At 45.1% G+C, this 18,284-nt stretch carries 20 protein-coding genes; 13 read left to right on the top strand and 7 right to left on the bottom strand.

Annotated elements, in window-relative coordinates; genetic code table 11:
* The first annotated feature begins 301 nt into the window (after nucleotides 1-301).
* Nucleotides 302-871, top strand: coding sequence for a YceI family protein (locus tag AC23P2_RS08195; RefSeq protein ID WP_487772736.1), 570 nt, complete (start codon nucleotides 302-304; stop codon nucleotides 869-871).
* Between the two features lie 324 nt (nucleotides 872-1,195).
* On the opposite strand, the gene AC23P2_RS08190 is transcribed toward AC23P2_RS08195, so the two are convergent.
* Entirely contained in the window at nucleotides 1,196-2,041 is an 846-nt protein-coding gene (locus tag AC23P2_RS08190) for an MBL fold metallo-hydrolase (protein ID WP_487772735.1), read from the bottom strand.
* A 110-nt stretch (nucleotides 2,042-2,151) separates the two neighbouring features.
* Between AC23P2_RS08190 and AC23P2_RS08185 the strand changes: the two genes are divergently transcribed.
* From AC23P2_RS08185 to AC23P2_RS08175, 3 genes are all read left to right on the top strand, one after another.
* Nucleotides 2,152-2,760: a Uma2 family endonuclease gene (locus AC23P2_RS08185; RefSeq protein ID WP_487772734.1), complete on the top strand. Its 609-nt coding sequence runs from the start codon at nucleotides 2,152-2,154 to the stop codon at nucleotides 2,758-2,760.
* Between the two features lie 53 nt (nucleotides 2,761-2,813).
* The gene (locus AC23P2_RS08180) at nucleotides 2,814-3,515 is read left to right on the top strand and encodes a response regulator transcription factor (RefSeq protein ID WP_028524932.1); all 702 of its coding nucleotides are present in this window, start codon (nucleotides 2,814-2,816) and stop codon (nucleotides 3,513-3,515) included.
* 94 nt (nucleotides 3,516-3,609) lie between these two features.
* Complete coding sequence (locus AC23P2_RS08175; protein ID WP_487772733.1) at nucleotides 3,610-5,718, top strand: M3 family metallopeptidase; 2,109 nt, start codon at nucleotides 3,610-3,612, stop codon at nucleotides 5,716-5,718.
* A 37-nt stretch (nucleotides 5,719-5,755) separates the two neighbouring features.
* Here the strand turns inward: AC23P2_RS08175 and AC23P2_RS08170 are convergent, their stop codons facing one another.
* Nucleotides 5,756-5,965, bottom strand: a complete 210-nt coding sequence (locus tag AC23P2_RS08170; protein ID WP_028524930.1) for a hypothetical protein — start codon at nucleotides 5,963-5,965, stop codon at nucleotides 5,756-5,758.
* Nucleotides 5,966-6,262: 297 nt separating this feature from the next.
* On the opposite strand from AC23P2_RS08170, the gene AC23P2_RS08165 reads away from it, so the two are divergent.
* Genes AC23P2_RS08165 through AC23P2_RS08145 form a run of 5 tightly spaced genes read left to right on the top strand, consistent with a single transcriptional unit; the run spans nucleotide 6,263 to nucleotide 10,770 of the window.
* On the top strand, nucleotides 6,263-7,495 hold the full coding sequence (locus tag AC23P2_RS08165; RefSeq protein WP_487772732.1) for a BatD family protein: 1,233 nt from the start codon (nucleotides 6,263-6,265) through the stop codon (nucleotides 7,493-7,495).
* Nucleotides 7,495-8,580: a chorismate synthase gene (gene aroC, locus AC23P2_RS08160; protein WP_487772731.1), complete on the top strand. Its 1,086-nt coding sequence runs from the start codon at nucleotides 7,495-7,497 to the stop codon at nucleotides 8,578-8,580. Before AC23P2_RS08165 ends, aroC begins: the two co-directional genes overlap by 1 nt.
* Before the next feature lie 51 nt (nucleotides 8,581-8,631).
* A complete protein-coding gene (gene dnaN / locus AC23P2_RS08155) occupies nucleotides 8,632-9,756 on the top strand; it encodes a DNA polymerase III subunit beta (protein ID WP_028524927.1) in 1,125 nt (374 codons plus the stop codon).
* Nucleotides 9,757-9,759: 3 nt separating this feature from the next.
* Nucleotides 9,760-10,428 (top strand): TVP38/TMEM64 family protein, encoded by a 669-nt coding sequence (locus AC23P2_RS08150; RefSeq protein ID WP_487772730.1) that lies wholly within the window; start codon nucleotides 9,760-9,762, stop codon nucleotides 10,426-10,428.
* A gap of 48 nt (nucleotides 10,429-10,476) precedes the next feature.
* On the top strand, nucleotides 10,477-10,770 hold the full coding sequence (locus AC23P2_RS08145; RefSeq protein ID WP_487772729.1) for a hypothetical protein: 294 nt from the start codon (nucleotides 10,477-10,479) through the stop codon (nucleotides 10,768-10,770).
* 18 nt (nucleotides 10,771-10,788) lie between these two features.
* On the opposite strand, the gene AC23P2_RS08140 is transcribed toward AC23P2_RS08145, so the two are convergent.
* Both AC23P2_RS08140 and ggt read right to left on the bottom strand, forming a co-directional pair.
* Nucleotides 10,789-11,553 (bottom strand): alpha/beta fold hydrolase, encoded by a 765-nt coding sequence (locus tag AC23P2_RS08140; RefSeq protein ID WP_487772728.1) that lies wholly within the window; start codon nucleotides 11,551-11,553, stop codon nucleotides 10,789-10,791.
* Between the two features lie 31 nt (nucleotides 11,554-11,584).
* Complete coding sequence (gene ggt / locus AC23P2_RS08135) at nucleotides 11,585-13,345, bottom strand: gamma-glutamyltransferase (RefSeq protein WP_487772727.1); 1,761 nt, start codon at nucleotides 13,343-13,345, stop codon at nucleotides 11,585-11,587.
* A 218-nt stretch (nucleotides 13,346-13,563) separates the two neighbouring features.
* Here ggt and AC23P2_RS08130 point away from each other — a divergent pair, with 218 nt between their 5' ends.
* A complete protein-coding gene (locus AC23P2_RS08130) occupies nucleotides 13,564-14,046 on the top strand; it encodes a hypothetical protein (protein WP_487772726.1) in 483 nt (160 codons plus the stop codon).
* A gap of 46 nt (nucleotides 14,047-14,092) precedes the next feature.
* On the opposite strand, the gene AC23P2_RS08125 is transcribed toward AC23P2_RS08130, so the two are convergent.
* Nucleotides 14,093-14,854 carry an NUDIX hydrolase gene (locus tag AC23P2_RS08125; RefSeq protein WP_051398099.1) on the bottom strand — a complete coding sequence of 254 codons (762 nt, stop codon included), beginning with the start codon at nucleotides 14,852-14,854 and terminating at the stop codon, nucleotides 14,093-14,095.
* Nucleotides 14,855-15,065: 211 nt separating this feature from the next.
* Here AC23P2_RS08125 and AC23P2_RS08120 point away from each other — a divergent pair, with 211 nt between their 5' ends.
* Nucleotides 15,066-15,746 carry a MotA/TolQ/ExbB proton channel family protein gene (locus AC23P2_RS08120; protein ID WP_122933559.1) on the top strand — a complete coding sequence of 227 codons (681 nt, stop codon included), beginning with the start codon at nucleotides 15,066-15,068 and terminating at the stop codon, nucleotides 15,744-15,746.
* A gap of 22 nt (nucleotides 15,747-15,768) precedes the next feature.
* Nucleotides 15,769-16,161 (top strand): ExbD/TolR family protein, encoded by a 393-nt coding sequence (locus AC23P2_RS08115; RefSeq protein ID WP_487772725.1) that lies wholly within the window; start codon nucleotides 15,769-15,771, stop codon nucleotides 16,159-16,161.
* Nucleotides 16,162-16,179: 18 nt separating this feature from the next.
* Here AC23P2_RS08115 and AC23P2_RS08110 read toward each other — a convergent pair whose 3' ends face one another.
* Together AC23P2_RS08110 and AC23P2_RS08105 are read right to left on the bottom strand one after the other, a co-directional pair.
* Nucleotides 16,180-16,728 (bottom strand): hypothetical protein, encoded by a 549-nt coding sequence (locus AC23P2_RS08110; protein ID WP_487772724.1) that lies wholly within the window; start codon nucleotides 16,726-16,728, stop codon nucleotides 16,180-16,182.
* Nucleotides 16,729-16,816: 88 nt separating this feature from the next.
* Nucleotides 16,817-17,176: a DUF4296 domain-containing protein gene (locus tag AC23P2_RS08105; RefSeq protein WP_487772723.1), complete on the bottom strand. Its 360-nt coding sequence runs from the start codon at nucleotides 17,174-17,176 to the stop codon at nucleotides 16,817-16,819.
* Between the two features lie 45 nt (nucleotides 17,177-17,221).
* On the opposite strand from AC23P2_RS08105, the gene AC23P2_RS08100 reads away from it, so the two are divergent.
* Nucleotides 17,222-18,091 (top strand): DUF58 domain-containing protein, encoded by an 870-nt coding sequence (locus AC23P2_RS08100; RefSeq protein WP_183974214.1) that lies wholly within the window; start codon nucleotides 17,222-17,224, stop codon nucleotides 18,089-18,091.
* Nucleotides 18,092-18,284 lie beyond the last annotated feature (193 nt).

The raw sequence follows: 18,284 nt of genomic DNA, 5'->3' as shown, positions 1-18,284 counted from the left end.
TCTAATTAAAAGGAGGAACACAGATTGCGTGTGAATTGAAAAGTAAAATTACGGTTAAAAGTCCAAAAAATAAGCGGCTATTTTTAGTTACCTTGTTCGGTGTGCTAAGTTTTCTACTTTCTTTCTTTCTCAATCGACGATTTATCCCAAATTTTCTACATCTCCGACTTGCCGCCTCGCTAACCGAACAGCCGATAATTTTCGGATAAACGTCGAAATCTACCCTTTGATGTCAATTCTTTCTTCTTGTTTTGTCTCGAACCAAAAATTCGATTCGACTCACAAATCAATTTCAATCACAATGAAAAGAATCACTTTAGTAGCCTCAGCATTGTTGGTATCGTTTGCCACTTTTGCCCAAAACACTTGGAAAGTTGACAAAGCTCACGCAAAGTTAGGGTTTACTGTTACCCACCTTTTAATGTCGGAAGTGGACGGAAACTTCAAAACGTTTGACGCCACTATCACTTCATCTAAGGAAGATTTTAGCGATGCCTCTTTTGAATTGACAGCCGATTTAGCCACTGCCAATACCGACAACGAAGGCCGCGATGCGCACTTAAAGAGAGCGGATATGTTTGATGTTGCTAACCACCCAACGTTGACTTTCAAAAGCACATCTATCTCAAAAGTAGCCGACAAGAAATTCAAATTGAACGGAAATCTTACCATCAAAGGTGTTACCAAGCCTGTATCGCTCGACCTTACCTTGACAGGTATGGGCAAAGATGGCCGTACTCAAAAACCCAAAGTAGGTTTTAAAGCTGTAGGCACTATCAAGCGCACCGATTTTGGCGTGGGCGGTATGCCATCGGCAGTTGTTAGTGAAGAAGTTGAGCTAAGAGCCTTGGGCGAATTTAACCAACAATAACCCATTTTCACTTACCAAAGTTTTGACTAAAAGCGTCGGATGGCCTAGCCTCCGACGCTTTTTTGTTTTTTGACTTATTGGCTATTTATCTGTTCGCGATTCATCGGGTTGTGAGCAACCCTCAACACATCGCTACTCATCGGGTTGTGAGCAACCCTCAACACAACTTCTGAGTAACCCTCAACACAACTTCTGAGCAACCCTCAACACAACTTCTGAGTAACCCTCAACACATCTTCTGAGTAACCCTCAGCACAATACCCCTCAGCACATCTCGCCTTCTGTCATACCGACCAAGGAGGTATCCATTTCCCATCACTCATTTTACAAAAATTCCGAAAGCCCTCCTTTATGCTGCACCCGAATGCCCTTTTCGGTCATTTCAACCGTGCAGCAATCATGAACAGGATCGTGGTCAAAAAACAAAACATAATTGTTGTCCAAAGCTTCTTTCAACAGTGTTTCCTTCTCCTTCATTGTTTCGAGTGGGCGCACGTCGTAGCCCATCACGTACGGTAGCGGAATGTGCGCGTGCGACGGAATGGTATCGGCCATAAACACCACCGTTTGGCCTTTGTAAGCAATTTTCAACATCGTCATCTTTTCGGTATGCCCATTCACGTACACGGGAGTTACATTCAGTCCAAATGGGTTTTCTATTTTATCCGAAAAAAACAACTGCCCTGCTTCCTGAATCGGCAAAATATTTTCCTTAAAAAACGTCGCTTTCTCGCGGGCGTTTGGCTGAGTCGCCGTTTGCCAATGGTCCGAATGCGTCCAATACTTGGCCTTGGGAAAAGTAAGTTCATAACCTGTTCGGTCGCGATTCCATTTCACACCCCCACCGCAGTGGTCGAAGTGTAAATGCGAGAAAATCACATCCGTCACTTCGTGTGCGCCAAAACCCGCTTTTTCGATAGATTTCACCAGTTCTCCTTCCCCGTGGCGATAATAAAAGGCTTGCCATTTGGGGTCTTGTTTGTCGCCCATTCCTGTATCAATGAGCATGAGTCGGTTGCCATCTTCGACCAATAAGCAACGCATGTCCCAACTACAAAGGTTATTTTCGTCGGCAGGAACCAACCGATTCCAAATGGTTTTAGGCACTACGCCAAACATAGCCCCGCCGTCGAGTTTAAAATGTCCTGCGTCAATCACGTGTAAATTCATGGGTGCAAAAAAAGGATAAGAGTGATGGATGATTGTGAAGGTGTAATTAGCCCAAAACAACTAAATTCTCCCAAAACTCGTTATATTTACCGTATAAAAATTACTTCCTGATGACAGCGGTACTTGTAAATGACTTTGCGACTGGACAAACTGAGGCTTTTACCTTGGAATTAGAAGGCGACATGGACGATGTAACGTTTTATCGGTTTTGCCGCCGCAACGACCACCTTCGCTTTGAACGCAATCCAGACGGAACCATCTTGATTATGCCAAACACTGGGGGAAAAACAGGGATTAGAAACACAAAGATTGTTTCTCGCCTAGACATGTGGTCTGAATCCCACGCTGGAAAAGTATTCGATTCGTCAACGGCCTTTAAACTCCCCAACTTCGCCACTCGGTCGCCTGATGCCGCTTGGGTAAGCGATGAACGTTGGAATCAATTGAGTGATGAGGAACAAGAACGTTTTCCTCCAATTGCCCCCGATTTCGTTGTTGAACTTATGTCGGCCAGTGATCATCTCAAAAAAGCCCAAGAAAAAATGCTCGAATACGTCGAAAATGGCGTTCGACTAGGTTGGTTGATTCAACCCAGCTCCGAAACCGTTTTTATTTATCGGGCCGATGGTACCATTAGTAAAGTAACTACTTTTGACCAAACCCTGTCAGGCGAAGAGGTACTTCCCCATTTTGAATTTCCGCTACGTCTTTTGCGTTAAGAGTTGATTACATTGCCCATTTACATTTTGCCTAGCCTACTTCAATTAACTGAATGAATACAGATTTAAAGAAAATACTCATCGTCGAAGACGACTCCCGCATTGCCCAGAACATCAGCAAAGGTCTGCGCGAAAAGGGTTTTGATACTGAGGTAGCCTACGACGGGCTGATTGGTAGCAAAATCGCGTCGGCCAATCATTTTGATTTAATTATACTCGACATCAACCTCCCGTCGATGAACGGCTACGAGGTTTGTAAACACATCCGTCAACGTAACCCCAACGTCCCTGTACTGATGCTGACGGCGCTGGGTGAAGCCGACGACAAAATAGAGGGCTTCAACGTCGGGGCTGACGACTACATTGTCAAACCATTCGACTTTCGGGAATTACTGGCGCGGGTCAACGTATTTCTCAAACGCTCGCATTCGGATACCGAACCCGCAGGTGGTAATACCCTTCGCGTTGCCGACCTCGAAATCAATGTCGATACCAAAGCCGTTACTCGCTCAGGCCAGACTGTTGACCTCACCCCCAAAGAACTGGCCTTGCTCGAATACTTGGTGCGAAACAAAGGCCGTATTGTGTCAAAAGCCGACATTGCCGAAAAGGTGTGGGATATGAATTTCGACAGCGGTACCAACGTCGTTGAGGTATATATTAACTTTCTCCGCAAAAAAATTGACCGTGATTTTGAAACCAAACTTATTCATACCAAGTCAGGAATGGGCTACGTCTTGAAAGAAGATGCCTAGTTTTCAAGGACTAATCCCTCACTTTGGGTGATAAATTTGTACAGAATCTGCCCTAAATTGCTGCACTTTTTCAACTAACCACTTTATTTGTTCCATGAAAACAAACTGTTTACTCGCGGGCCTGCTCGTCAGTAGTATGGCCTTTGCGCAAACTAATCCGCCAACCATGAGTGATAACCCACTTTTGCAGCCTTTTCCAACGCTGCACCAGACACCACCTTACGACAAAATCAAAGTTGACCACTTTTTGCCCGCTATCAAAGAAGCCATGGTAGAAGGCCGCAAGGAAATCGACGCCATCGTCAACAATCCTGCCAAGCCGACTTTCGACAATACCATCGTGGCGCTTGAACGAGCAGGGGATTTGCTCAGCCGTATCACGCCCATCATGTTTCACTTGAATGGCGCCGAAACTACGCCCGACCTTCAAAAGTCCATTCGTGAAGTCAGTCCGCTATTGACCGAATACGGCAACGACATTTCGCTCAACGAGAAGCTGTTTACACGCGTAAAAGCCGTTTGGGACCAACGCGACAAACTCAAGCTTGGTACTGAGGAAGCCATGTTACTCGAAAAAAGCTACAAGTCGTTTTCACGTAACGGGGCCAACCTCAACGCCGCCGACAAAGAAAAATTACGTGGCCTCAACAAAGAGCTATCACAGCTTTCGATTGAGTTTAGTGAGCATAACTTAGCCGAAACCAACGAATACACCCTCCAAATCACTGACGAAAAAGACTTAGCGGGTCTGCCTGCTTTTGTGAAAGACGGGGCTAAAGCTACCGCCAAGCGCCTCAACAAAGAAGGTTGGGTATTTACACTTCAAGCGCCAAGCTACGGGCCGTTTATGCAATATGCCGACAACCGCGAGCTTCGTAAAAAACTTTGGTTGGCTTACAACAAACGCGGTTTTAACGGTGACAAAAACGATAACCAAGCCATTATCCAAAAAGTGGTAAAACTCCGCCATGAAAAAGCGAAGTTGTTGGGGTACAAAACCTGGGCAAATTACATTTTGGAAGAGCGCATGGCCGAAACGCCCGAAAAAGTATTGGCCTTTGAAACCGAAATCCTCAGCTACGCCAAACCTGCCGCCCAGCGTGAGTTGAAAGAATTGACCGACTACGCCAAGAAAAACGGTTTCTCGGAAGATGTGTTGCAGCGTTGGGATGCGAGTTATTATGCCGAAAAACTCAAAAAAGAAAAATACAGCATCAACGACGAGTTGTTGAAGCCTTACTTCAAACTCGAAAATGTACTCGATGGCTTGTTTACGCTTACCAACAAGCTATACGGGCTTACTTTCAAGGAAAACAAAAACATTCCAGTATGGCATCCTGAAGTCAAAGCCTACGAAATTTTTGACGAAAAAGGCCAACTACTTTCAGTATGGTACGGCGACTACTTCCCACGCGCAGGAAAACGCGCAGGTGCTTGGAACAACACCACACTTTCGCAGCATTTTGAAGGGACAAAAGATGTTCGTCCGCACGTCGTGAACGTATGTAATTTTACCCGTCCAACTGATTCTCAACCGTCGTTGTTGACTTTCCGCGAAGTACAAACGCTCTTCCATGAGTTTGGTCACGCTTTGCACAGCATGATGTCACACGTGAAATATGAAACTGTAAGCGGTACCAGCGTATCGTGGGATTTTGTGGAGCTTCCAAGCCAGTTTATGGAAAACTTCTGCACTGAGCCTGAAGTATTAAAACTTTTTGCCAAACACTATCAAACGGGCGAAGTGATTCCTAATGAGTTGATTGAGAAAATCAAAGCTTCGTCTAACTTCCTTTCGGGCCTAGGAATGGCGCGCCAAATCAATCTTGGTTTGACCGATATGGCGTGGCACAACGGCGAACCTACGGGCGCATCGGTAGCTGAAGTAGAGAAAAAAGTAGCCGAGCAAACCGACCTTTACCCGATTGTTCCTGGTACGGCGGTGAGTACGTCGTTCTCGCACATTTTTGCGGGAGGATACTCGGCAGGATACTATTCGTACATGTGGTCGTCGGTATTGGATGCGGATGCCTTTGAAGCTTTCAAAGAAAAAGGCGTTTTCAACCAAGAAGTCGCTAAATCGTTCCGCGACAATATCCTTTCAAAAGGAGGTACTGAAAAGCCAATGGTATTGTACAAGCGTTTCAGAGGTCGGGAGCCAAAACCCAACGCCATGTTAAAACGCGACGGGTTAGCCTTATAAAACAAAAGAGCCGCTCTGATCGAGAGCGGCTCTTTTGCTAGTTAAGCGACAAACGTCGCCTCCTAAAATACTGATTAAGGATGAAGGTGTACTTGTCACTAAAACGTTCATAGCACCAAGCACGTAATTGCTTAACATCTTCGGGCAAAAGCACCTTTAATGCCTTACGTAACTCTTTTTCAAACAGTTTCTTGTCAAAACTCACTTTCACAAGCACGGTTTTGATGAACTCTAACATAGTTGCCATAATCATAACAGGATTTTAACGAACGCTAAGAGAATGATGGAATAAGTACTTTCACAAAATTAACGTCAAAGGTTAGGGGTTTTATACGCCCAGTATGTTAATTTTGCATTAAAGATAACGATGAAACAGGGGAATTTATATATACTTTTTTTAATTTTTTTTTGCACTATATCTTCATCGTGGGCGCAAAATGGCGAAAACCCCTTTTCCGTTGAATTTAGCGGGACTGAGATAGGTATTAACGAACCTTTCGTCATCTCAGTAAAAATCACCGATATTGACCCAATCCCGCTTATTTTGTTTCCTGATAACATCAAAAACTTTCAAAAGCGGGAAAGTTCACGGTCGAGCTTCACGAGCAAAGTCGGAGGAAAAACCGTTGTCACCTACACCATATCCCAAAACTACTACCCCATCAAAACGGGGACATTCTTCACGGGGCCAGTCGAAATTTTGGTCAACAAACAGGTATTACGTTCGGAAGGAACGTCGGTGGTAGTAGGGAAAACCGCTAGTTTGGAAGAATCAGCTGACCAAATGGAGGCCATAGATTCCGAATTTGCCCAAGAAGCGACCACTGGCGCGTTCTTGTCGGTACGGGTAGATAAACGCAAAGTATATGTCGAAGAAGGGTTCAACCTGCGGCTTTCGCTGCTTGTTTCGGAAAACAATGCCACCGAAATGGATTTTTTTGAGGTAGAAAAACAACTCGAAAAAATTCTTAAAGCCCTCAAACCTGCAAACTGTTGGGAAGAGAATTTCGGCATCCAAGAGATTCCCTCCATTCCAATCCTGATTGGCGGCAAAGCTTTTACCGAATACCGCATTTACCAAGCGTCATTTTTCCCCCTTAATAATCAAGCCATTCGGATTCCCGCCGTGACGCTGACAATGCGCGTAATGGCCAAAAATCCGTCGGAAGAAAAAACGCCCTCCTTTCTGAGTTTCTCGTCCCGCCCCGTGTCAATCCAAGTCCAAACCCTGCCTGCTCACCCCCTTCGCAATCAGGTATTGGTAGGGAATTTTCGCCTTGAAGAGAAAATCAGCACGACTCAACTAGAGACGGGCAAAAGCTACCGTTATGATTTTAAAATCATCGGCGACGGCAATATCAAGTCGATTCAAGAGCCGACCTTCACCAACAAAGCCCTCTTTGATATTTATCCGCCCGATGTGGAGGACAATATTTTGCGAAAAAAGGGGCAAATTGCGGGCGGAAAAACATTTCGTTACCAAATCATCCCCAAACAAAACGGCCAGTTTGACCTCAGTAACAGCGTTTTTTGGGTATTTTTTAATCCTCAAAAGCAAAAATACGACACGTTGCACTCGACCTTAAAGCTGGTCATTACGGGAAAAAATATTCAAAATACGCAACTAGCAGGCGAAACAGTAGAGTCGATTTACAACGGCATTGAACACTGGGACACCACTAAATTTGTGTTTGACTACCAAAAAATCATTCGCAACGTTGCCAACGTTTTGGTCGTCCTCATGTTAATAAGTATGTTTCTTATCTTTCGGAAATAATGAGTAGTACCTACGGAAAACTTTTCAAAATAGCCACTTTTGGCGAATCACACGGCGCCGCCATCGGCGTAGTTGTTGAAGGCTGCCCAGCGGGTGTTCCTTTCGACTTGGCTTTTATTCAGCAAGAACTCGACCGCCGCAAACCAGGCCAGTCGCGCATCACTACCCAACGCCGCGAAGCCGATACCGTGCAAGTATTGTCGGGCGTTTTTGAAGACAAAACAACAGGCACGCCGATTGCCATGATGATTTGGAACGAAGACCAACGTAGCAAGGACTACTCGCACATTGCGCAGCAGTTTCGTCCTTCTCACGCCGATTTTACCTACCAAACCAAATACGGAGTTCGCGATTATCGCGGCGGTGGGCGCAGTTCGGCCCGCGAAACCGCTGCCCGCGTAGCCGCAGGTGCTTTGGCCAAATTGGTACTGAAAGACCTCGGCGTGGACGTACAAGCGTACGTGTCGCAAGTAGGAAAACTCAAACTCGGCAAAGAATACCACAAACTCGACCTGTCGCTTACCGATACCAACGCCGTTCGCTGCCCCGACCCCGAAATGGCGCAAACGATGTTTGATTACATCGACGACATTCGCAAACAAGGAGATTCGATTGGCGGTGTGGTCAGTTGTGTCGTAACAGGCGCGCCCGTAGGTTGGGGAGAACCCGTTTTTGACAAACTTCATGCTGAATTGGGCAAGGCGATGTTGAGCATCAACGCCGTGAAAGGATTTGAGTACGGTAGCGGCTTTGAAGGAGTGGAGCTTCAGGGCTCAGCTCACAATGATGCCTTTTATACCGACGAAACGGGCCGCGTTCGTACCCGTACCAACCACTCGGGTGGAATCCAGGGCGGTATTTCCAATGGAGAAGACATTTTCTTCCGCGTGGCGTTCAAGCCCGTGGCGACCATCATGCAAGATCAAGAAAGTGTGGACCAAAACGGCGAATCCATCACGGTTCAGGGCAAAGGCCGCCACGACCCGTGCGTTTTACCGCGCGCCGTACCGATTGTCGAAGCCATGGCTGCATTGGTACTCGTTGACTTCTATCTACGCGATAAAAGCGTTAGGCATAATTTTTGATAGTATGCTACTTTATCGTAAATTTGTTGTTTATTAAACGTACATTTTGCTATGAAATTTACCGTATCGTCGTCAGTATTGCTAAAGCAACTTGCCGCAATCAACGGCGTCGTTTCAACCAACCCTATCGTACCGATTCTTGAGAATTTTTTATTCCAACTCGACGGTGGTTCGCTTACCGTTACGGCCTCTGATTTACAGACCGTAATGATTACCGAAATCCAAGTAGAGTCATCGGACAAAGGAGCGATTGCCATACCTGCTAAATTACTTTTAGATACCTTACGCGGTCTTCCAGAACAGCCCATCGCCATCAAAGTAGATAGTGATACGTTTGGGATTGAAATCGTGTCTGAAAACGGCCGCTATAAACTCTCAGGCGAAAATCCGATTGATTTCCCTAAGATTCCATCGGTCAACCGCGCATTTTCGGTAGAGCTGTCTTCCACATCCCTCATGAGTGCCATTGTAAATACCATTTTCGCTACTAGCACCGACGAGCTTCGTCCTGCGATGACGGGGGTATTTTTGCAACTAGGCGCCAACCACGCAACGTTTGTCGCAACCGACGGCCACCGTTTGATTCGCTACCGCCGCTTTGATGTCAAATCGGCCGTGGATACAACCATGATTATTCCGCGCAAAGCGCTCAACTTGCTCAAGTCATCGTTGCCTGACAACGTTCCTGTCAAAGCGGAGTTTAGCCAATCAAACGCATTTTTTAGCTTTGCCAACATCAAAATGATTTGTCGGTTGATTGACGAGCGTTTCCCTGATTACGAAAACGCCATCCCAACCAATAACCCGAACGTACTGACCATCAGTCGTGGCGAAATCTTAAACTCGCTCCGTCGTATTTCGATTTATTCAAACCGCACAACGCACCAAATCCGTCTTAAACTGACTCCTCCCAACGAGTTGGTCATTTCAGCCGAAGACTTGGATTACTCAAACGAAGCCAACGAGCGTTTGCTTTGTGAGTACAATGGCGACGAAATGGAAATTGGATTCAACGCGAAGTTTTTGATTGAGATGCTCAACAACGTTAACTCAAACTCCCTGTCGTTTGAGTTGTCGGCGCCCAACCGCGCAGGTATCGTTGTTCCGCTCGAAAAAGAAGACGACGAAGAGATTTTGATGCTCGTGATGCCAGTGATGCTCAATACCTACGCATAAGGGATGAAATCATCAAAAGAATTGCTAATGCCGAGTCTCTCGGCATTTTTTTTGACCGTACTACCTTTCATTACCAGTTCGGCGGTAGGTTGGTGGCTCGTCCAGAACGAGGGTTACATTCGGAGTTTTAGCGCGACCGAGTGGTTCATTGCGTCGTTGGTATGCGCGTTGGCTTGTGCCCTGGCCCTCACGCCTCCTACCCTGTTGGCCTTTGTTTTTGGGTATTTTCTAGGTTGGACTGCGTTGTTACCATTGATCTTGCTAAACCTCGCCGCTATCGCGCTGGTGTACATCCTCGTACAGCGCCTCAACCGCGATAGTTTGTTGCGTTATTTGGCGCAGTTTCCGAAAGTAGCTCGTTTTCTCCAACGCATCCACGGGGATGAAATTCGCTTTATATTTTTCACCAAACTATCCCCAGTTTTGCCTTTTGCCCTTACCAATCTCATGTTTGCGTTGATGGGGCTACGCTTTCGGAACATCATTTGGGGAGGTTTTCTAGGCATGATTCCCCGCACGGCACTTGCGGTGTGGGTCGGAATGGAAGCCCAACAAATCAAGCAGCTTCTCCAAAATCCCAACCAAGGGCTTGAAAGTAGAGTTATTATTATTGGGTTGGTCATTCTTTCCGTCATTGGATTGCTGCGGGTGATGGCGCCTAAAAATCAATAAGATACTACTAGTAATCCATTGAGCGTTAAAGAGCAAACCTCTTTGCCAATGAAAACAGTGATTATTTGTACCCTTTTTCTAGTCAATAGCTATCTCTTTGCCCAAACAAAAAAAGGAAACTTATTGGGCTACCACGAAAGTATTCATGCCTCTAAAAACGGGATTTCGTTCCGTCTTAGCCCCCAAGTGGGGTATTTTTTACATCAAAAATGGCTGATAGGCGCTTCGCTCTGTCCCTTGATTTTTGTTACGCTCGTCCCCTTCTCAAAGGCCGAATTGAAACTCTTCCTATCAACAAGACTCCTTATCTTAAATTGGGGATTAATTATCATTGGAAGGTAAAAAATAACCTCAAAGAGGTCAACTAGACGAGACTTTCCACCATTCCGCTACTTTATCCACAAGACGGTGGTGGCCTGTGGACAATATGACCACAGGGATGGAAGGGAGGCGTTTGGTAAGCGGTAAAATGTATTTTTGTGGCAAAAGGGCATCGTATTTTCCCAAGAAAATCCGTACTTCTATCTTGTGTTTTTTTACCAATTCAGCAATCAGCGCACAATTGGGGCGAATTGTACTAAAACCAATCCACGAACGATACACCCGCTCACGTTGGGCGGGAGTTGCGAGCGTGGATTCAGCAAATTTAACCGCACTTTTGTTTACTAAGCCCACTTTTATCAAGGCATCTGCCAACGTTTTGAAGGAAGGAAGGTTATGAACAAAAAAGGAGAACAGCTTTTGTGTTACCCAAAAACGCGTTGCCAAACGGTACCATGGGCTTTCGGTGATGCCGTCGGGAGCTAGTAACCAACAAGATTCAATCTGAGGAGCTAATAATTGAAGTGTCGCCAAAGCAAACTTTCCACCCATGCTGAAGCCCATCACCGAAAATCGCTCAATACCTTCTTCCAACAGTACGTCTTCAATGTACGCTTTCCAAGCCTCCATCGACAGTTTTTCGTCCGTCAGTGCAGGGCTTTGGCCGTGAAAAGGCAAGTCAAATAAGTAAAAGGTGTATTGTTCTTCTAAGACTTCGACCAAGGGTAAAAAACAACGGTGGTCTTGGCCAATGCCGTGGAAAGCCAGCATGACTTTAGGTCCTTTTCCGTGGATAAACCTCATAGGTTTTTGAAACCTATAAGGTTTAGAATGATTAGTATCCGATGCTTGTATCATCGCCACGCGGGTCAGAACCACCTTCCAATGTCCCGTCGGGACGGATTAAAATACAATCCATCCGACCAATTGTATTTCGTTGCATCTCAAGTATATATCCTTTTCCTTGCAAACGTTTGACGACCGACTCCGTAAATGCGCCATTCTCAAAGGTCGTTTTATCGGGCAGCCATTGGTGGTGAAACTTATAAGCATTGACGGCCTGCTGCATGGTCATACCGTGTTCAATGACATTCAAAATCGTCTGAAACACCGACGTAATAATCGTTGAGCCACCTGGGGTTCCTACCACCATGTACAGTTTTTTGTTTTTCTCCAAAATCGTCGGCGTCATTGATGAAAGCATTCGTTTGCTGGGCGCAATGGCGTTGGCTTCGTTACCAATCAAGCCAAACATATTTGGAACGCCAGGTTTGATGCTAAAGTCATCCATTTCGTTGTTCATCAAAAAGCCACCGCCCTTCACTATAACCCGACTTCCATAACCTCCATTGAGGGTTGTCGTGATGGATACAGCGTTTCCTTCCTTGTCCACAATCGAAAAGTGCGTTGTTTCTAGGCTTTCATAACCTGGAATAAGCCCACCGTCAATTTCTTTGCTGTTGGTGGCTTTATTGAACGTAAAATCCTTCCAGCGGTTTTTCAGGTATTCGTCCGAGGTAAGTTCTTTGATGGGAACTTTCACAAAATCAGGGTCTCCCAAAAACTTGGCTCGGTCGGCATACACGCGGCGTTCGGCTTCAATCATTACCTGAATCGTGGAATCGGAATGCCAGCCCCAACGCTTGAGTGGATACGGCTGCACAAATTTCATCAATTGCAACAACGCCACGCCTCCACTTGATACGGGCGGCATCGTAATCAACTTATAATCTTTGAATTTGCCCACTAAAGGTTCACGCCAAGTGGCGTGGTATTGAAGAAGGTCTTCGGCCGAAATAATGCCTTTGCCTCGCTCCATTTCGGCCACGAGTAAAGCCGCCGTTTCGCCTTCATAAAATCCTGCACGCCCTTTTTGTTGAATACGGCGCAGGGTTTGTCCAAGGTCTTTTTGTACCAACAAATCTCCTTCTACCCAATCTTTACCATCAGGACGACGAAAATAAGTCGTGTCGGTGTTTAGTTTTTTAAGGTCATTTTTGATGCGGTTGAGTCCCGTAGCCTCTTTTACGGTCAGCACAACACCCTTTTCGGCCAAATCAATGGCAGGTTGGAGCAACGTAGCCCACGCAAGTTTTCCAAACTTTTTGTGGACTTCCACCATTCCATCTACCGACCCAGGTACGCCACTTGCCAAGTGTCCCGACAAGCTTAGTCCTTGGATAACATTCCCGTCGGCATCGAGGTACATGTCTTTATGGCCTTTGAGCGGGGCTTTTTCCCGAAAATCGAGGGTATAGTTTTTACCTTTTTTGGTACGATACACAAAAAAACCACCACCGCCAATGTTTCCAGCAGAAGGATGAACCACTGCCAAGGCAAACTGAACCGCAACAGCGGCGTCGGCGGCATTTCCTCCCATTTTTAAAATTTCAACCCCTACCCTAGAGGCTTCTGGGTGCGCTGATGCCACCATGCCATTGGAGGCAATAACCCCTTGGCGGTCAGAATAAAAAGGCTTTTGAGTTGGGTCTTCGGTCAGGAACTGGTAAAACCCTTTATTTTCTTTCACATCTTGTGCGAAAGAAAGTGAGCTAACGAAGGTAGCTGCTACCAAAAGATAGGAAAGTTTGTTCATAGAAGTGCTAAGGTGAATATTTCGGGTTTCAAGTTACAAAAAGTATTTTATTACTGATAGTAGGCTTTCCCGTTCCGTAAAAATACCCTCTCAAAAACTTCCAGCAAATTTACCCTTCTGGCCATAAATTTTAATCTATCCTAATCTACATCAATTTTGCTTCAAAACGAAAAGTTTTACAAATTGCAGGTTAATAACCCTACTCACACAACATAAACATGTCTAATTTTAACGATGATGAAAACTTCAGTTTTGAGGAGAACTTCGACCCTGAGGAAGCTAAACACAACTATGAGCAAGAAAGAAGTCGCGTAGAGGGCCTTCCCATTATGAAACAAGCCCGCGAAATCTACAAAATTGTAGATTCGCTTATGTCTCTTATTGAAGACGACGGTTGTTTTATGGACCACTACCGCGAGACCATTTTTCAGGATGCAGCCTTGATTCGCGCAAAAATTGCGGCGGCGGAAGGGGCTGACTTGTACAGCCTACGAATGGAAAATGCTGTTCTTGTAAAGATTCACGCACGGAGCTTAGAAGCTCACACCTATGGCCTTGAAATGATGGATTTCAAGGAAGTACATTATCTCGAAGTATTGCGAGAAGCCATCGAAGATTTTCGATTGCTTTTTATTCAATGGGTTGCCTCGTTTGACAAAGCCAACGACATTCAAGACAACTGGGGTCAACTGTTTTGCTAAAAAAAACAGCCCGCTACAAGCACAATGTGTTAGATAGAATTAGCGGCTAAATCTCAAATAAAAAACCTTTAGCGGCTAATTCTTGATAACGTTTTTCATCAAAACGAAAATAATACGCTCCTCTCCGCGACGTCCCCTTTTGCTTCTCTTTTAGTTTCTGTAACAGGTTCATATTCAGAATCTTCTTGCTAAAATTTCGTTTATCTAACGCGCGTCCTAAAATCGACTCGTACAGATTTCTTAGCTCAAGCATGGTAAACTTATCGGGTAAAAGTTCAAACCCAATCGGCTGGTAACGCACCTTTCGGCGGAGCTGTTCGAGGGCTTTTTGAAACATCTGAAGGTGGTCATAGACCAAGTCAAGTTGCGATATTTGGGAAATAGGATGCCAAGTAGCGCCATACTCATGAGACAACTTCGACAAGGTCGGCTCTACTTCGATGAGGGCATAGTAGCAGGTCGTTATCACGCGCTCGGTAGGAACGCGGTACACCGCCCCAAACGTATATACCTGCTCCATATAGACATTATCAAGCCCCGTAAGACGCTCAACGGTATTGCGCGCGGCGTCATCAATGTTTTCTTCAGGATGCACAAACCCACCCAACAACGCCCAATAACCCTTGAATGGATCGTACAAAAAGCGGTGCAACAGCACGTGTAGCTCAGTGCCGTAAAACCCAAAAATAACGCAATCGACCGAATTGAGTAAACCTACCTCCCCTTGGTGGTAATGAGGACTAGCAGAGGCATCACGGAATTGTGCAATAGCCGAAGAGGCAGAACGAGCGGGGAACGAATCGAGCATGGAACCAGGTACAAATAGGTTGATGACCTAAAAAGCTACAATGAATTTAAAAATACCGTATTTTTCATAGTAATCACTGCGCCAAACGGCTGCTATTTATTGGCTTTCAGTACAGGAAAAGCCACATCTGCTAGAAATTCGTATATTTGATGCCACTAAACAATATTCTCCTATTCCATTCCGTTTTTGACACAGCAAAAAACCAACAGTAATGATCCTACTTCAAGCGCAAACCGCCGTTGACTCCGTAGCTACCGCAGCCTCCGCACAAGGAATTTCCCTATTTGATTTAGTAATGAAAGGTGGTTGGGTAATGATTCCCCTCCTCATCATGTTTTTCCTGACGTTGTTTTTGATCATTGAACGCTGGCTCGCCATCAACGCCAACGGCAAGCTCGACGAAAGCTTTATTGATAATTTAAAGGATTTTATTCAACAGGGAAACATCAAATCGGCCGAATCGCTTTGTCGTAATCAACGTTCGGCAGCGGGTCGTATCTTTGAAAGAGCCATTGGCCGCATCGGTTATTCGATCAAAGACATCGAAAGCACCATCGAAAACGCCAGCCAAATCGAATTGTCTCGCCTCGAAGGTAACCTTTCTTATTTGGGGGTTGTGGCAGGTATTGCACCGATGTTAGGTTTCGTCGGAACGATTTCTGGTATCATCAACATTTTCTACAGCATTTCCCAGTCAAACGACTTTAATATCAGCACCGTAGCAAGCGGTATGTACGAAAAAATGGTAACGTCGGGAGCAGGTTTGATTGTGGGTTTGATCGCCTACATGGGCTATCACTTGTTGAACATGAAAATCGACCGCATTGCCCTTAAATTGCAATCAGGCGCGTTTGATTTCTTGGATGTGTTGCAAAAGCCAATCACTCGCTAATTTTGTCAAACGCATTGTTATCATGAAAATACGCCGTAAAAGTAAATTTGCCCCCGAGGTATTTACCCATTCTTTGAACGACATCATGTTTTTCTTGATGTTGTTCTTCCTCATTATTTCGACCATGGTCAACCCCAACGTCATTAAGCTCATGTTACCCAAGGCGTCGGCGGCCCAACAAATGCAGAAAAAACAAACCACCGTGGCGGTTGATTCAGAGAAAAACTATTTTATCGACCGCAACCCCGTTGCCAAAGACCAACTAGAGACACAGCTTGCCGCTATTTTTACTGGTGTCGAAGACAAAACGGTCATTCTACAAGTGGATCAAACGGTTTCTGTTCAAGACCTTGTAGATGTGTTGGCTATCGGTGCCAAGCTCGACATCAAAATGGTGATGGCGGTTAAAAAATAAGTACAGGATTTTTAAATTCTACGGCCACTGCTTCGGAATATCTAGCGTTCGCGCGTAGTTTCTGGGGCAGTGGCTGTGTATATAATCGAGTAGCTGCTGCACATCTCTTTCAAAGTCCACATAGTAATCCGTGTCAAATTTGGCCAGTTTTTTCATCAAACCATCGGCTTTCTTCGCAATGTACTCCGCACACGAATCGCTTTTACTATTATGAACGCGTAACATCTCGGACTGATACTCAAAGAACGTGAGCAACAAATAAATTGTCAGTTCAATTTCCCCGTATTTGTCTTTTGTAATCTTAATGTGCTGACTTATGTCCCCGCTAAAAGTCCGCATGTCCATCATCATCCAGCCTGGACTATCGTGGGTCATTTTGGCCACTTTCAGAATGCGTCGTTTGATGTCATCGCGGCGTTCTTGAATGGTATCACCTTGTTCTATCAATTCAAACACCAAACGTTTGACCAGCATATCGTCTTTTGCTACTAAACGCAACAAGAGTTTGTCTTTTTCTTTTTGGGGCATGGCTACAATAGCCCTCTTCAATTCGTCTTCCAGCGCCATCTGCTAACTCTCTTGAACTGTTATTATTCGTTTTATAGAATGAAAACTTCTCGAAAGTTGAAAACTTTCGAGAAGTTCATTTCTGAAGCTATATTCCTTTGTAATCTTTCTTCTTCTGACGTTTTTCTAATTCTTTGACAATCTCGCCGTAAATACGCTCCATAAAGGCTGGATTGGTAGAATAGAATTTATAACTACGGTTGTACGCCACGGAATCTGTTCCGTATTTCTTAAAAATTTTGCCTTTCAAATACTCAGTAATTACCGTCGAGGAATCGAGCGAAGGCATATTAAGCCGCCCAATTCTTGCTTCTAACAAGTGAATATCGGTCAAGATTTGTGACATTTTCTCTTCCGAAAGCGTCCCTTCGGGAACTTGGGGTTCGTCTTTGCACCCAGAGAGCAAAGCTCCAAGCAGCAAAAAAGAAAATAAAAGGCGAGGTATCATGGCCGATTTTTGTATTTTTGAACAGTTACAGCGACAAAATTACGAATGATTGAGCAATTTATAACGAAGATTCGCCAGTACGAAATTCGGATTCGCAAAGCGGTCAATGCCGATATGCGAGGCAGTTTCCGTTCGGTTTTCAAAGGGTCTGGTCTGGAATTTACCGACCTTCGCGAATACCAATACGGCGACGACGTTCGGACGATTGACTGGAACGTATCGGCCAAAGGCCACGGGACGTTTGTAAAAATCTTTCGCGAAGAGAAAGAACAAACAGTTTTTTTCCTGCTCGACGTCAGTGGCTCTCAGCAAGTAGGCGACGCCACCCAGTCAAAACTCAATACGGCCAAAGAGATTTGTGGTGTGTTGGCGTTGTCGGCGATTCAGGAAGCTAGTCACGTGGGACTGTTGTGTTTTTCTGACCAAAAAGAAAAATACATTCGCCCCTCCAACGGCATGAAACATGGTTATCAGTTCATCACGGAACTTTACAAACTGAAGCCCCAATCGACGAAAACTAACCTTGCCGACGGCATTTTATTTACACTTAACGTCCTCAAACGCCGAAGTGTTGTTATTTTTATCTCCGATTTTATTGACACCAACTACGAACACAGCTTACGTGCCCTTGCTCGTAAACACGATTTGGTGATGATTCACCTGCGCGACCAACGTGAAACTAATTTGCCTCCCTTGGGTATTATCCCGATGCGTGACCCCGAAACCAATAAAACCACGTGGGTGAATACCTCCTCGCCTTGGTTTCGGAAACGGATACGCCATGAATTTTCGCAATTGGGGCAAAAAATGGAACAGTTTTCTCGGCAAAACGATATTAATTACGTCGGTATCGACTCCAAAGCAGACTACGTTGGGCCGCTAGTAAAGCTCTTTAAGGTCAGACGACAACGATAACTTAAACTTGGAAAGTCTCTCCTTATCGCAAAACAAGACTTTCCAAGTTTCTGAAATTAACGATTACCTAAACTTGGAAAGTCTCTCTTTATCACAAAACAAGACTTTCCAAGTTTCTGAAATCAACGATAATCCAAACTTGGAAAGTCTCTCCTAATCGCAAAACAAGACTTCCCAAGTTCCTGAAATTCAA

It is taken from the genome of Runella sp. R0.1_18, from assembly GCF_057652155.1.
The sequence above is the reverse complement of the archived record's forward strand: the minus strand, read 5'-3'. Positions and strand labels throughout refer to the sequence as shown.

What these genes read in the sequence shown, in the direction of transcription:
- AC23P2_RS08195 (WP_487772736.1), top strand. Translation starts at nt 302, where the DNA reads ATGAAAAGAATCACTTTAGTAGCCTCAGCATTGTTGGTATCGTTTGCC.
- AC23P2_RS08190 (WP_487772735.1), bottom strand. Translation starts at nt 2,041, where the DNA reads ATGAATTTACACGTGATTGACGCAGGACATTTTAAACTCGACGGCGGG.
- AC23P2_RS08185 (WP_487772734.1), top strand. Translation starts at nt 2,152, where the DNA reads ATGACAGCGGTACTTGTAAATGACTTTGCGACTGGACAAACTGAGGCT.
- AC23P2_RS08180 (WP_028524932.1), top strand. Translation starts at nt 2,814, where the DNA reads ATGAATACAGATTTAAAGAAAATACTCATCGTCGAAGACGACTCCCGC.
- AC23P2_RS08175 (WP_487772733.1), top strand. Translation starts at nt 3,610, where the DNA reads ATGAAAACAAACTGTTTACTCGCGGGCCTGCTCGTCAGTAGTATGGCC.
- AC23P2_RS08170 (WP_028524930.1), bottom strand. Translation starts at nt 5,965, where the DNA reads ATGGCAACTATGTTAGAGTTCATCAAAACCGTGCTTGTGAAAGTGAGT.
- aroC (WP_487772731.1), top strand. Translation starts at nt 7,495, where the DNA reads ATGAGTAGTACCTACGGAAAACTTTTCAAAATAGCCACTTTTGGCGAA.
- dnaN (WP_028524927.1), top strand. Translation starts at nt 8,632, where the DNA reads ATGAAATTTACCGTATCGTCGTCAGTATTGCTAAAGCAACTTGCCGCA.
- AC23P2_RS08150 (WP_487772730.1), top strand. Translation starts at nt 9,760, where the DNA reads ATGAAATCATCAAAAGAATTGCTAATGCCGAGTCTCTCGGCATTTTTT.
- AC23P2_RS08145 (WP_487772729.1), top strand. Translation starts at nt 10,477, where the DNA reads ATGAAAACAGTGATTATTTGTACCCTTTTTCTAGTCAATAGCTATCTC.
- AC23P2_RS08140 (WP_487772728.1), bottom strand. Translation starts at nt 11,553, where the DNA reads ATGAGGTTTATCCACGGAAAAGGACCTAAAGTCATGCTGGCTTTCCAC.
- ggt (WP_487772727.1), bottom strand. Translation starts at nt 13,345, where the DNA reads ATGAACAAACTTTCCTATCTTTTGGTAGCAGCTACCTTCGTTAGCTCA.
- AC23P2_RS08130 (WP_487772726.1), top strand. Translation starts at nt 13,564, where the DNA reads ATGTCTAATTTTAACGATGATGAAAACTTCAGTTTTGAGGAGAACTTC.
- AC23P2_RS08125 (WP_051398099.1), bottom strand. Translation starts at nt 14,854, where the DNA reads ATGCTCGATTCGTTCCCCGCTCGTTCTGCCTCTTCGGCTATTGCACAA.
- AC23P2_RS08120 (WP_122933559.1), top strand. Translation starts at nt 15,066, where the DNA reads ATGATCCTACTTCAAGCGCAAACCGCCGTTGACTCCGTAGCTACCGCA.
- AC23P2_RS08115 (WP_487772725.1), top strand. Translation starts at nt 15,769, where the DNA reads ATGAAAATACGCCGTAAAAGTAAATTTGCCCCCGAGGTATTTACCCAT.
- AC23P2_RS08110 (WP_487772724.1), bottom strand. Translation starts at nt 16,728, where the DNA reads ATGGCGCTGGAAGACGAATTGAAGAGGGCTATTGTAGCCATGCCCCAA.
- AC23P2_RS08105 (WP_487772723.1), bottom strand. Translation starts at nt 17,176, where the DNA reads ATGATACCTCGCCTTTTATTTTCTTTTTTGCTGCTTGGAGCTTTGCTC.
- AC23P2_RS08100 (WP_183974214.1), top strand. Translation starts at nt 17,222, where the DNA reads ATGATTGAGCAATTTATAACGAAGATTCGCCAGTACGAAATTCGGATT.